Origin of the sequence: Aliiroseovarius sp. F47248L (assembly GCF_023016085.1) — a bacterium.
GTDB lineage: Bacteria > Pseudomonadota > Alphaproteobacteria > Rhodobacterales > Rhodobacteraceae > Aliiroseovarius.
In genome coordinates this window covers 2192857-2205710 of the sequence record NZ_JALKBF010000001.1, presented here as the reverse complement: position 1 = coordinate 2205710, position 12854 = coordinate 2192857, and the positions used below count along the sequence as shown (strand labels likewise).

Annotated in this window: 15 protein-coding genes and 1 riboswitch; of the genes, 11 read left to right on the top strand and 4 right to left on the bottom strand. The window is 56.8% G+C overall.

Annotated features, from left to right (window positions below; genetic code table 11):
• The first annotated feature begins 14 nt into the window (after nt 1-14).
• Nucleotides 15-374 carry a hypothetical protein gene (locus MWU51_RS10965; protein WP_247037166.1) on the top strand — a complete coding sequence of 120 codons (360 nt, stop codon included), beginning with the start codon at nt 15-17 and terminating at the stop codon, nt 372-374.
• Here MWU51_RS10965 and MWU51_RS10960 read toward each other — a convergent pair.
• The 4 genes from MWU51_RS10960 to MWU51_RS10945 all read right to left on the bottom strand — a co-directional run bounded on the left by MWU51_RS10960 (nt 361) and on the right by MWU51_RS10945 (nt 2519).
• The gene (locus MWU51_RS10960; protein WP_247037164.1) at nt 361-648 is read right to left on the bottom strand and encodes a hypothetical protein; all 288 of its coding nucleotides are present in this window, start codon (nt 646-648) and stop codon (nt 361-363) included. The two genes, MWU51_RS10965 and MWU51_RS10960, sit on opposite strands and share 14 nt — an antisense overlap.
• A gap of 18 nt (nt 649-666) precedes the next feature.
• Complete coding sequence (locus tag MWU51_RS10955; RefSeq protein WP_247037162.1) at nt 667-1035, bottom strand: hypothetical protein; 369 nt, start codon at nt 1033-1035, stop codon at nt 667-669.
• A gap of 73 nt (nt 1036-1108) precedes the next feature.
• Nucleotides 1109-1537: a peptidylprolyl isomerase gene (locus tag MWU51_RS10950; RefSeq protein ID WP_247037159.1), complete on the bottom strand. Its 429-nt coding sequence runs from the start codon at nt 1535-1537 to the stop codon at nt 1109-1111.
• Nucleotides 1538-1655: 118 nt separating this feature from the next.
• Entirely contained in the window at nt 1656-2519 is an 864-nt protein-coding gene (locus MWU51_RS10945) for a hypothetical protein (RefSeq protein ID WP_247037158.1), read from the bottom strand.
• Between the two features lie 147 nt (nt 2520-2666).
• Here MWU51_RS10945 and miaB point away from each other — a divergent pair, with 147 nt between their 5' ends.
• The 10 genes from miaB to MWU51_RS10895 all read left to right on the top strand — a co-directional run bounded on the left by miaB (nt 2667) and on the right by MWU51_RS10895 (nt 12780).
• Nucleotides 2667-3998 (top strand): tRNA (N6-isopentenyl adenosine(37)-C2)-methylthiotransferase MiaB, encoded by a 1332-nt coding sequence (gene miaB, locus MWU51_RS10940; protein ID WP_247037156.1) that lies wholly within the window; start codon nt 2667-2669, stop codon nt 3996-3998.
• Nucleotides 3999-4107: 109 nt separating this feature from the next.
• A complete protein-coding gene (locus tag MWU51_RS10935; RefSeq protein WP_247037154.1) occupies nt 4108-5160 on the top strand; it encodes a PhoH family protein in 1053 nt (350 codons plus the stop codon).
• A 1-nt stretch (nt 5161) separates the two neighbouring features.
• Complete coding sequence (gene ybeY / locus MWU51_RS10930; protein WP_247037152.1) at nt 5162-5656, top strand: rRNA maturation RNase YbeY; 495 nt, start codon at nt 5162-5164, stop codon at nt 5654-5656.
• A gap of 35 nt (nt 5657-5691) precedes the next feature.
• Complete coding sequence (locus tag MWU51_RS10925; protein WP_247037150.1) at nt 5692-6600, top strand: hemolysin family protein; 909 nt, start codon at nt 5692-5694, stop codon at nt 6598-6600.
• Nucleotides 6587-8113 (top strand): apolipoprotein N-acyltransferase, encoded by a 1527-nt coding sequence (gene lnt, locus MWU51_RS10920; protein WP_247037148.1) that lies wholly within the window; start codon nt 6587-6589, stop codon nt 8111-8113. The genes MWU51_RS10925 and lnt overlap by 14 nt, the downstream gene beginning before the upstream one ends.
• Nucleotides 8114-8146: 33 nt before the next feature.
• A riboswitch (SAM-SAH riboswitch) is annotated at nt 8147-8196 on the top strand.
• A 6-nt stretch (nt 8197-8202) separates the two neighbouring features.
• Nucleotides 8203-9369 carry a methionine adenosyltransferase gene (gene metK / locus MWU51_RS10915; protein ID WP_247037145.1) on the top strand — a complete coding sequence of 389 codons (1167 nt, stop codon included), beginning with the start codon at nt 8203-8205 and terminating at the stop codon, nt 9367-9369.
• Between the two features lie 82 nt (nt 9370-9451).
• Nucleotides 9452-10180, top strand: coding sequence for a tRNA (guanine(46)-N(7))-methyltransferase TrmB (locus MWU51_RS10910; RefSeq protein ID WP_247037143.1), 729 nt, complete (start codon nt 9452-9454; stop codon nt 10178-10180).
• A 130-nt stretch (nt 10181-10310) separates the two neighbouring features.
• Entirely contained in the window at nt 10311-11663 is a 1353-nt protein-coding gene (aroA, locus tag MWU51_RS10905; RefSeq protein ID WP_247037141.1) for a 3-phosphoshikimate 1-carboxyvinyltransferase, read from the top strand.
• Complete coding sequence (locus MWU51_RS10900) at nt 11660-12181, top strand: hypothetical protein (RefSeq protein WP_247037139.1); 522 nt, start codon at nt 11660-11662, stop codon at nt 12179-12181. Before aroA ends, MWU51_RS10900 begins: the two co-directional genes overlap by 4 nt.
• A complete protein-coding gene (locus tag MWU51_RS10895) occupies nt 12178-12780 on the top strand; it encodes a d(CMP) kinase (RefSeq protein WP_247037137.1) in 603 nt (200 codons plus the stop codon). Before MWU51_RS10900 ends, MWU51_RS10895 begins: the two co-directional genes overlap by 4 nt.
• Nucleotides 12781-12854 lie beyond the last annotated feature (74 nt).

The window sequence follows — 12854 nt, the reverse complement described above, 5'->3', positions numbered from 1 at the left end:
AAGGAGAAAAAGCGATGAGTATGACTGTGACTTGGACCGGACATTCCGGCTCGCGATACCGTTTCGATGTGTTTCCTGTAGGAACACCTTTCAACCCAATTTCAGGGGTCTACATCTTCTGTAGGCAAATCGCTTCTGGGAGTTGGGAAGCTCTTTACGTTGGTGAAACCCAATCCCTTGAACAGAGATTGAATACTGGGATTGGCTCTCACCAAGGCTACGCTCGCGCCGCGCGTTTCGGCATGACTCATATCGCTGCTATTGCTGTAGCGGGCGATGCCGAGAGCCTGCGCATTGAAACTGACCTTAGGTATGGCTTGAATCCTTCTGCTAACGCCCAGAATGCACTGGGGGGGTTCGCTAATGAGCAGTGAGACCGTAACGGTCCTTTGCGGCAAGTGTAAGGTGGCGGTGGACGGCCCCACTAACCCGAAGCCGAAGGATATCTTTTCGTGCCCCAGATGTGGGCGAAGTGACAACTTCGAAAATGTCATGACTTCCGTCGAGAAGCACACTCATGATCTCATGAGCAACCATATGACGGATGCGCTCAAAAGGAGCACGCGGGGCAACGAGTTCGTGAATTTCACGGGTAAGCGCATCCCAAACCGAAGCTATCCCTTCATCAGTGATCTGAAGCTCTGACATTACTACCTCCTGCTGGCCCTACGGGGCCAGCTTCCACAAACACCCATCCGGCCTGAAGTCCTGCACAACCAGCCCTCGCCTCTTCATTTTGTATAGCGCTTGCGTCGCGCGATTGTAGCACCTGTCAGGATCGACGTGCGGCCTTGCTTTCACCACATCTTCTACAATGCATCGTAAAGCCTTGGGTCCATCGCGTAGGGACTTGAGAACTATCTGTGTCATTTCACCCTTGCGCGCCACGTCCTTGCGCTTGGCGGGCAATACGCGGGGCATGTGAACGCCCCGCATGGTCAGCAACGCCTCAACATGTGCCAGCCCATCACCACTCCCACGAATGGCCTGCTTTCTGAGTTCCAGAAGCGCATTGTTGATCGTCTTATCCTGCATGGTGCAAGGGTGATTCACAATAGACTGAAAGTCAGCTATATTGTTGGTGCGTTTGATACATAAGGCCGCAAGTTTACGCGACACTGACCACTTCGAAGTCAAAGATCAGCGTTTCGCCGGCCAACGCGTGATTTGCATCCAGTGTCACACTTTCCTCGGTCAACTCAGTGACCGTCACCGGGACCGGCTGGCCTTGTTGCCCGGTCATCTGCAGTTGCAAACCGACCTCTAGCGGAATTTCTGCCGGAATATCACCACGCGGCACTTCCAGAAGCGCTTCTTCCTGACGCGGGCCATAGGCCTCTTCCGGGGCTATTGTGACTTTCTTCTTTTCACCGACAACCATACCCGGCAGGGCATTGTCCAGACCGGGGATAATCATGCCGGACCCGACCGTGAACTCTAACGGATCGCGACCTTCGGAACTGTCAAATACGGTGCCGTCTTCAAGCGTTCCAGTGTAGTGAATGCGCACGGTTGCGCCGGATGTGACTTCGGTCATAGATGCCTCGTGATGTAGGGGGGGATTGGTGGACGAGGCCGCTTGCTCAGCGGGTGCTCGTGTGATGGGCTGACCCTAAAGGTTTAAGACCGGATGTAAAGGGAGGCCCTTTCTTCACCTAGAACCACTGTCCGGGCTCCATCAATCCCAAGTCGAGCAACTGTTGAGATGACCAGTTGAATTGGGTCGAATTATGCCATTTGAAGCTTGAAATCTCGAAAGTTGATCCCGCGTTTGATTTCAAAGCTTTGGCTGTTCTGAAGCTCGCAATCGCAACCGTGATGTTGTTGTGCCACGGGCAAGCAAAGGTGTTGTATTCTTCATCACTGAACGTGTGATCGGGGCGCAGTTTCAGACCCTTCTTTGCGCGAAAGATCGAGATTCGGTCGATCTTTCGTCGCGCGGGCGGGATGTGCTCCTCAAACCGCCAACGTAGCCCGCCGAAAAACTCCAACTGACGTTCACGCGGATTGCCGTCTGCGTCCGGGCGGCCTAATGCGTAATAGCCCGATTTGTCCAGATATGCATGATCCAGAGACACAGCGTTCGGATAGTGCGACAGGTCGTCGGCATAAAGGTCCACGACGTAGGTCAAGACCGAGTTGCGCCGTTCTTCTGTGTGGAAGGCCAAAAGCTCTCCGATCGAACGGGTTTCGCAGAATGGATGGAACAGATATTCAGCGTTGAAACAATAATACAGCCAGATGCCGGGGGCAGCGTCGATGATCTTGTTAACTGCGTGCTGCAATGCCCCTTCGCGGGCGACGGCATAGGGGATTCGGTGGATCGTGTTTTCAATCGCGTCGGGCAGCTCGAGCACGTCCGGCGCGAACACCAGCACCTCGGCGAAGCCAGCGTTCTGGTGGTGGGTAATAGTGCTTTCAACTTCGATTAAGTCTTCGACAAATATCATCGCGACAGGCCCCTTTGCCAGCGCCTTGGCGCCAGTGCTCAGGAAATCTGTCAGGCCGTTATATCGCATCACGCTCTCTTACCGGTCGCAGGATTCTGCGGCGTTTTTGCCAAAATGCTATGAAATCAAAGCCTTTTGCAAGCGTTGCGGCATGTTGCGCTTTGCTATAGGACACGGGACCTGATCCACAGCCTTATACAGCAGGAAATGCGCGTCATGTCCGACCCTAAAAAACTCTTCATTCGCACCTATGGCTGTCAGATGAACGTCTATGACAGCGAACGCATGGCCGAAGCGCTGGGCGCAGACGGGTATGTGCAGACTGACACGCCCGACGATGCGGATATGATCCTGCTGAACACCTGTCACATTCGCGAAAAAGCGGCCGAGAAGGTATATTCCGAACTTGGCCGTTTCAAAGGATTAAAGGCGGAAAAACCTGACCTGAAAATCGGTGTAGCTGGTTGCGTGGCGCAGGCTGAGGGCGAAGAGATCATACGCCGTCAGCCGATGGTCGATCTGGTGGTCGGACCGCAGACCTATCACCGTCTGCCCCAGATGATGGAACAGGTGGCGAAGGGCGAAAAGGCGTTAGACACCGATTTCCCCGAGGAAGACAAGTTCGAACACCTGCCCGTGCGGCACGGGACAAAGAAAGCAGCCCGTAATCCATCAGCGTTTCTGACAGTGCAAGAAGGCTGTGACAAATTCTGCGCGTTCTGCGTGGTGCCTTATACCCGCGGAGCAGAGGTCAGCCGCCCGGTTGACCGTATCCTGCGTGAAGCCCGCGACCTGGTCGAACGCGGTGTGCGAGAGATCACGCTGTTGGGCCAGAACGTCAACGCCTATCACGGTGCGGGCGAGGGGGGCGACTGGTCATTGGCAAAGCTCATCTGGGCGCTGAATGACGTTGACGGGTTGGAGCGCATCCGCTTCACGACCTCGCATCCTAACGATATGAGCGATGATTTGATCGAGGCACATGGGACATGTGCCAAGCTGATGCCATATCTGCACCTGCCGGTTCAGTCGGGGTCTGACAAGATTCTGAAGCGGATGAACCGCAGCCACACGGCGGACGGTTATCTGCGCCTCATCGAACGCATCCGTGAAGCGCGACCCGATATTCTGCTGTCGGGCGATTTCATTGTCGGCTTCCCCGAAGAAGACGATCAGGATTTCGAGGATACGATGTCCCTGATCCGCGAGGTGAACTACGGACAGGCTTATAGCTTCAAGTACTCGACCCGCCCCGGCACGCCAGCCGCCGAACGCACGCTGGTGGATGACGCGATTGCCACGGATCGCCTACACCGGTTGCAAGCTATGCTGACCGACCAGCAACGCGCCATTCAGCATGCGATGGTTGGTAAAGAGGTTGGCGTGCTATTTGAAAAGACGGGCCGGCTTGAGGGGCAGATGGTTGGTAAATCCGATCACCTGCACGCCGTGCATGTCCATGCCCCAGAAGGCCGGGTCGGAGAGCTACGGCGCGTGAAGATCGTGGACAGTAGCACCAATTCGCTTGCGGGCGAATTGATTGGGTAATCTCGCCTTCGCTATTGTGTCGAGTTCGTGAAGATTTTCAAAGGGGGCTTGCGCCTGCCTTCTGCACTTGGCACCATCACACTATAGGATCTGACCAGGAGACCCCGTATTGGGATTTGAAAACCTGACCGCTGCGCCCGACGCCTCGACCGCCGAAGAAGCGCTGCTTGAATTTCCCGACAACCGCCTGTTGATCGACCTGTGCGGTGAGTTTGACAAGAACCTGACCCATATCGAAAGCCATTTGGGCGTGCAGATCGTGCGGCGCGGCAATCAGCTTGCCGTGTTCGGTGAAGCCAGCGCGCGCACGAAAGCTGTCGAGGTCTTACAGGCCCTTTATCAGCGGCTGGAAAGCGGAAAGGGGATCGAGGCCGGGGACATCGACGCCGAGATTCGCATGGGCGGAACCGACGAGGGTACGGGCACCCGCGACGGCGACCAGATGGAAATGTTTAAGGGTGGCGCGGTTGAGATCAAGACCCGCAAGAAAACTGTTGAGCCGCGCACCGAAGCGCAGAAAGCCTATGTTCAGAACCTGTTTCAGAACGAACTTGCCTTCGGCATCGGGCCTGCAGGCACCGGCAAGACCTATTTGGCGGTGGCTGTGGGTGTGAACATGTTTTTAGGCGGGCATGTGGATCGCTTGATCCTGAGCCGCCCTGCCGTGGAAGCCGGCGAGAAGCTGGGTTATCTGCCCGGTGACATGAAAGACAAGGTCGATCCCTACATGCAGCCGCTTTACGACGCGCTGAATGATTTTCTGCCCGGCAAGCAAGTGGCAAAGCTGATCGAAGAAAAGCGAATTGAGATTGCGCCCCTGGCTTTCATGCGTGGGCGCACGCTGGCCAATGCTTATGTCGTGCTGGACGAGGCGCAGAATGCCACAACCATGCAGATGAAGATGTTCCTGACCCGACTGGGCGAAGGGTCGCGGATGGTGATCACCGGCGACCGCACGCAGATTGATTTGCCGCGCGGTGTGGACAGCGGGTTGCGCGATGCTGAAGGGCTGTTGAAGGGCATCGACCAGATCGCCTTCAATTACTTCACCTCGAAAGACGTGGTGCGCCATCCGCTGGTCGCCAAGATCATCGAGGCCTATGACGACGCAGCACAAAAGGCGATGGTCAAGAAGGCCGAGCGCGAGCAGCGCGACCGCTGACATGAATGTGGATCTTGTGATTGAAGATGAACGCTGGACGGCGGTGGATCTGGGCATTCTGGCAGGTCAGGCTGCGGAGGCCGTGGCCGATCATCTTGCTCTGACGCCAATTGACGGGCAGGGGGTCGAGATCAGCTTGCTGGCATGTGACGATGCACGGATCGCGGCGCTGAACGGTGACTTTCGTGACAAACCTTTGCCGACGAACGTCTTGTCCTGGCCGTCCGAAGACCGTGCGCCCGACCAGCCGGGCGGCGTGCCGCATTCGCCTTCAGACCCGGAGCTGGGCGATATTGCGATTGCATATGACATCTGTCAGCTTGAAGCAGCTGCGCAAGGTAAGAAATTCTCCGCTCATGTGACCCATTTATTGGTGCATGGGATATTGCATCTGTTGGGTTATGATCACATAGACGACAAAGATGCAGCCCTGATGGAGGGGTTGGAGGTTGAAATCCTTGGCAAGATGGGCATTTCAGACCCATATGAAGGATAACCTGCGCAATTTTGCGCGAATATGGAAAAGGAAAGATGGGCGACACCGAAGACGGTTCTTCTGAGGCGGCGCAAAGCGCGCCAAGTGAAACTGAAAGTAGCAGGACCGGGTTTTTCGGTCGTATTGTCGGGGCGCTCAGCCCCTCGGATACAGTGAGCGAGCCACCTCAGAACGCACCCGCCGTCACCTACGGCGTATCCCCTTTTGTCACACCGGGCATGATGAACCTGCGTCGAATGCGGGTCGAAGATGTTATGGTCCCCAAGGCTGAAATTGTCTCGGCTCCTGTGGATATTGAAAAAGACGATCTTGTTGCATTGTTTCGTGAAAGCGGCCTGACGCGGGTGCCGGTGTTTGACGGCACTCTGGACACGCCCAACGGGCTGGTTCACCTGAAAGACCTCGCATTGAACTATGGCTTCAATGGCGCTGCAGATGTGAAAACCACTGAGTTTTCACTACGCGAGCTGTTGCGCCCGCTTCTCTATGCACCGCCGTCCATGCCGATCGGTGTGCTATTGCAAAAGATGCAGACCGAGCGGATTCACATGGCACTTGTCATTGATGAATATGGTGGGGTTGATGGGTTGGTGACCATCGAAGACTTGATCGAACAGGTGATCGGCGAGATTGAGGACGAACACGATCTCGAAGAAGGTGCGCTGTGGGTCGAAGAAAAACCGGGCTGCTACTTGGCCGAAGCCAAAACCCCGCTGGACGAATTCGAGGCTGAGATCGGCATTGACCTGTCTGGCGAAGATATCGACGATGAAGAGGTCGACACTTTGGGCGGGTTGGTCTTTGTCCTGTCGGGCCATGTGCCTGCACGCGGCGAGGTGATCGCCCACCCAGCTGGTCCCGAAATCGAAGTCGTCGACGCCGACCCGCGCCGGATCAAGCGCCTGCGGGTTCGGGTTCCGTCAAATCCTGATGACAAAACGTAACCGTCTGGCAACTGTTCGGACGGTTTTGGCCATCTGCGCGTTGGGCGGTGTGGCTGCGTTGGGTCACGCACCGTTCAACTGGCCCGTTCTCACGTTGATCGGGCTTGCGGCTGCCTTCTATTTTGTCCTGAAAAGCGAAAACTCAAAACAGGCTGGGTTGCGCGCTTGGGTTTTGGGTGTCGGCTATTTTGGCGTTACACTTTCTTGGCTGGTCGAACCTTTTTTTGTTGATGCCGCGCGGCACGGGTGGATGGCACCTTTTGCATTGTTTTTTATGGCGGCTGGTCTGGCTCTACTGTGGGGTGCTTCGGCCGCTCTGGCACACTGCTTGGCATCGCCGGTCCTTCGCTGGCTCTCTCTCGCGCTGACAATGTCCGGGGCCGAGTGGGTCCGCGGCTGGTTGTTCACAGGATTTCCCTGGGGCAATCCGGGACATGTCTGGATTGATACAACATATGCTCAACTGGCCAGTTATGTTGGGGCCAGCGGCTTGGGCGCGGCGACCATTCTGTTGGCGGTGCTGATGGCACGGTTTTCGGCAACGGGAGCGAGCATACGCACGCGTTTTACGTTGTTGGCGCTGGGTGTGGTCCTTGTGGTCGGTGGTCTGGTTGTTGGTGTGACGCGGGGACAAAATCCGCTGCCAGCGGATCGTAATGTAACACTGCGTCTTGTCCAGCCCAACGCGCCGCAACATCTGAAATGGGATCCCGACCACGCTTATGATTTCGTTACCCGTCAAATAGAGTTCACGGCAGCCGAGCCGGCACCCGGGCAACCGCGTCCCGATTTGGTGATCTGGCCTGAAACCGCTGTGCCAACTTTGTTGGATTGGACTGATGACCTGCGCATCGTCATGGCCGAAGCAGCACAAGGTGCACCGGTGCTGTTCGGAGTGCAGCGTGGCGACGCGATGCAATACTACAACAGCCTCGCGCTGATTGACCCTGAAGGGCAGGTGCAGGCGACCTATGACAAGCACCATCTGGTGCCCTTCGGCGAATACATTCCGCTCGGCGATTGGCTGGAGCAATTCGGCATCAGCGCTTTCGCCTCGCGTGCCGGAAACGGCTACTCGGCAGGGCCGGGCGCACGGTTGTTGGATACAGGGTTGGCGGGCGCAGCGTTGCCGCTGATTTGTTACGAGGCGGTGTTTCCGAGGGATATCCTTGCAGTTCCTGAACGGGCGGACTGGATCCTACACGCAACGAATGATGCGTGGTTTGGTGACTATACCATGCCGTATCAGCACCTTGCCCAAGCCCGTTTTCGTGCGATCGAATTTGGTCTTCCAGTAATCCGGGTCGCCAATACGGGTATATCAGCCGTGATCGACGCACGCGGCCAGTTGCGGGCCACCCTTGCGCTGGGTCAGGCTGGCTTTCTTGACCAACCTTTGCCTGGCGCTGATCAAACCACGCCTTATTCCCGCCATGGTGACATGCCATTGGCTGTGCTGATCACTGTTGCATTATGCAGCCTGTTGGTCCGCCGCGTCGTAAAAGCGCGTTGACCACAGTTGGTTTGCGATGTAACGCCAAGACATATCCCGCCACAACGGCTTCCTGACGTGGTGAGGGCTTATAAATCGGAGCACTTTTCATGACACGTAAGAACCACGTATTCACTTCGGAATCCGTTTCCGAAGGCCACCCCGACAAGGTCTGTGACCGTATCTCGGACGCCATTCTTGACGCCTTCCTTGCAGAAGATCCTCAGGCGCGCGTTGCCTGCGAAACCTTTGCAACCACCGACCGCGTTGTGATTGGCGGTGAGGTGCGCGGCCCTGCAAGCGTCATCCAGCGCGTCGAAGACATCGCGCGCGAATGCGTCCGTGATATCGGCTATGAACAGGAAGGGTTCCACTGGGCCAACCTGAATGTCGATAGCTATCTACATGCTCAATCCGCCGATATCGCCCAAGGCGTGGACGCAGCAGAGAACAAAGAAGAAGGCGCGGGCGATCAAGGCATCATGTTCGGCTATGCCACAGTCGAAACCGACGCGTTGATGCCTGCGCCGCTGCAATATAGCCATGCCATTTTGCGTCGACTGGCAGAACTGCGCAAGGACGGTTCAGAAGGCTGGATGGGCCCGGACGCCAAATCGCAACTGTCTGTGCGTTATGAAAATGACCTGCCTGTTGAAGTCACATCGCTTGTGCTGTCCACTCAGCATCTGGACGCAACGATGTCCCCGGAAGACGTTCGCGAGCGGGTTGCCCCGCATATCCGTGACGTTCTGCCTGATGGTTGGCTGACGGATGACACAGTTTGGCATGTTAACCCAACGGGCAAATTCGTGATCGGCGGCCCGGATGGGGACGCTGGATTGACCGGCCGCAAGATCATCGTAGACACCTATGGCGGAGCAGCACCACATGGCGGCGGCGCGTTCTCGGGAAAAGATCCGACCAAAGTGGACCGTTCTGCAGCCTATGCTTCGCGTTATCTTGCCAAGAACATCGTGGCTGCAGGTCTGGCAAAGCGTTGTACACTGCAACTGTCATACGCCATCGGCGTCGCGCATCCTTTGTCAATTCTTGTTGATACACATCGCACAGGCGAAGTGGATGAAAGCGTGATCGAAAAGGCCATCGGGCAGGTCATGGATCTGACACCACGTGGTATTCGTGAACATCTTGGCCTGAACAAACCGATTTACCAGCGCACCGCTGCCTATGGGCATTTCGGGCGCGCGCCTGATGCAGATGGCGGGTTTAGCTGGGAAAAAACCGACTTGGTTGATGCAATCACAAAAGCTGTCTGACCCAAACACTGGCAAACTAGCAGCTACAGAAGGGCGGTCCGTCACTTGACGTGACCGCCATTTGCACGGCATAGGCGCGGCCATGACACAAGATGACCCCACACCGAACAAGCATCGCTCGGGCGCACCGTGGCGTAATTTTTATGGCCGCCTAAAGGGCAAAGGCCTGCGCGACAGTCAGCAAGAGTATTTGGACAAGGATCTTGCCGCCCTCAGCCCCGGTGCAGTTGATTGGGACGAAAACCCCGACCGCATCCAGCTTGACCTGAACGCCCTTTTCGGTGGCAAGCCGGCCTGGCTGGAAACAGGCTTTGGCGGCGGTGAACACATGGTGCATCAAGCCGCAACCAACCCGGACGTTGGTATTATCGGCTGCGAGCCTTACATCAACGGCGTCGCCATGCTTTTGGGTAAGATCCGAAAGGCGGGGTGCGAAAACATCGCTGTGCATCCGGGCGATGTGCGTGACCTGTTCGACGTGCTGCCCGAGCACAGCATCGACAAGGCCTTTCTGCTGTACCCGGACCCATGGCCCAAGAAACGACACCACCGCCGCCGCTTCGTGACACCCGAATACCTTGAACCCTTCCACCGCGTGTTGAAACCAGGGGCCGAGTTCCGCGTCGCCACCGACATCCCCGATTACGTGCGCCAAACGCTGGAAGAGGTCCCGCGCGCAGGCTTTGAATGGTTGGGTGAACGTCCCGCAGACTGGCGCACGCCTTGGGATGACTGGATTTCGACCCGCTACGAACAAAAAGCCCTGCGCGAAGGCCGCACCCCCCATTACTTGACCTTCCGCCGAACCTGACAAGCCCTGCTGTTCTTCTGGCCCAAAATATCCTGGGGTGAGGCCGCAGGCCGAGGGTCAACGCCCCTTTCGCTCTGGTCTCATGGATATGTCTGCGCTATCAGAATTCGCAGAATACAGGAGAAGACATATGTCCGGACACGGCCCCGCCATTCCCATGACGTCACGCAAATCCGGCCCGCTGAAGGGCGAGGCGCGCGTGCCCGGCGACAAATCGATCAGTCACAGATCCCTGATCCTCGGGGCGATGGCGGTCGGGGAAACCCATATCACCGGTCTTTTGGAAGGCGAGGATGTGTTGGGCACCGCCGATGCGATGCGGGCGTTCGGGGCCGATGTCGAACGTGTGGGCGAAGGCGAGTGGCGTGTGAACGGTGTGGGTGTGGGCGGCTTTGCGGAACCCGAGCAGGTCATTGACTGCGGGAATGCGGGCACCGGCGTGCGCCTGATCATGGGTGCGATGGCCACCCAACCGATTACCGCGACCTTCACCGGCGATGCGTCGCTTCGGTCGCGCCCGATGGGGCGAGTGACAGATCCGATCGCGCTGTTCGGTGCGCAAAGCTTTGGGCGCGAAGGTGGGCGGCTGCCGATGACCATCATTGGTGCGCGCGAACCCGTCGCTGTGCGTTACACAACGCCGATGGCTTCGGCGCAGGTGAAGTCTGCAGTATTGTTGGCGGGACTGAACGCGCCGGGCAAAACTGTCGTTATTGAAAAAGAGGCCACACGCGATCACACCGAACGCATGTTGGCCGGTTTCGGTGCCGAGATAACTGTAGAACAAACCGATGAAGGACGCGTGGTTACGCTGACAGGGCAACCCGAACTTGAACCACAGACCATCGCTGTTCCTCGCGATCCAAGTTCAGCCGCGTTTCCAGTCTGTGCGGCGTTGATCGTGCCCGGATCTGACGTTCTGGTTCCCAATATCGGCCTGAACCCAACCCGCGCTGGGCTGTTTAATACTTTACAAGATATGGGCGCGGATCTGACATTTGAAAACGAGAGGTTAGAGGGTGGCGAACCCGTTGCCGACTTGCGCGCGAAATACTCGCCAAACATGAAGGGCATTGTTGTGCCACCTGAGCGGGCTGCCAGCATGATTGACGAATACCCGATCCTGTCGGTCGTTGCAGCCTTCGCCACAGGCACCACCAATATGCCCGGTGTGCATGAATTGCGCGTGAAGGAAAGCGACCGCATTGACGCGATGGCCAAGGGCTTGCGCGCCGCTGGCCTCGTGGTTGAGGAAGGCGAGGATTGGTGGGCCGTGGACGGGTTGGGGCCGGAGGGCGTGCGCGGTGGCGCAACTGTGGCAACCGTTCTGGATCACCGCATCGCGATGAGTTTTGCTTGCCTTGGGTTCGCGTCACAAAAGCCGATCAATCTGGATGATGGCAGTCCCATCGCAACCAGCTTCCCGGTGTTTGAGCCACTAATGGCGGGGCTTGGCGCTCAGTTGGTGCGGTCAAACGTATGACTCAGAGGTGGGTGTTCTGGGCTGCTGTTGTCGCGGCTATGGCAGTTTATCTTGCGATTGTTCTTTGGTCTTTGCCACTGATCCAATCTGACGCCAACGGATTAACCCCGTTTGACCTTAGACCGGTCGGGTATTCATTCGCAGAAGCACAAGCCTTTCTGGCGGCGCTGGGTGAAAGGGGACGCAGTCAGTATTTAGGGCCACAGCACTGGCTGGACTTGTTTTATCCTGGTCTTTTGGCTTTGGCGCTAAGCTTGGGCTTTTTGCGTTTATTCCCGCTTCGTTGGGCTGTCGGTTTTTCCGCCATTGCGATTCTGGCTGCTGTGTTTGACTGGCGTGAAGATGCATTGGTTTCCGACATGCTTGAAACCAACCTTGATGCATTGTCATCTGACCTTGTATCGCAAGCCTCGCTGATGACGGTTTTGAAGTCTGGGGTTTCGACGATTGCAATGTTGATTTTGTGCCTAGGGCTTTGCCTTGCACTATGGCGAAGGATGAAAGGGCTTGTGAGGTGATCTTTACTGTCGCAATTGACGGACCTGCTGCAGCTGGCAAAGGCACAATCTCGAAGGCGGTCGCTGATCATTTCGGCTTTGCGCATTTGGATACAGGGCTGCTTTATCGTGCTGTAGGGGCCAAGGTGTTGGCTGGTGGCGATCCGGTTCAAGCAGCGAAAGCTTTGACACCGAAGGATCTTGAAGGGGATCTGCGCACGCCAGAAGTCGCCCAAGCCGCTAGCCGCGTGGCGGTTTTGTCAGATGTGCGTGCAGCCTTGTTTGAATTTCAGCGCAGCTTTGCCGCACGTGATGGTGGTGCGGTTCTGGACGGGCGCGACATTGGAACAGTGATTTGTCCTGACGCTGATGTGAAGCTGTTCGTGACTGCAAGCGCCGAAATCCGTGCCGAACGCAGATATCTTGAGCTTTCGGAAAAGGGCATTGAGGTCACCCGAGAAGACGTTTTGGAGGACGTGATCGCGCGCGATAAACGCGACAGCGAACGCTCCGAAGCTCCTTTGAAGCCAGCTGAAAACGCAGTGGTCATCGACACATCTGACCTGCCGATCGAGGTCGCCGTGGCCAAAGCGGTTTCAGCAATTAAGGCATGTCGATAGTACATAGCCGACTTGCGTCTTAACCGGTTGTCGTGCGCGTCAAGCAATCATAGCTGTCTTGTTTGCCGGAATGG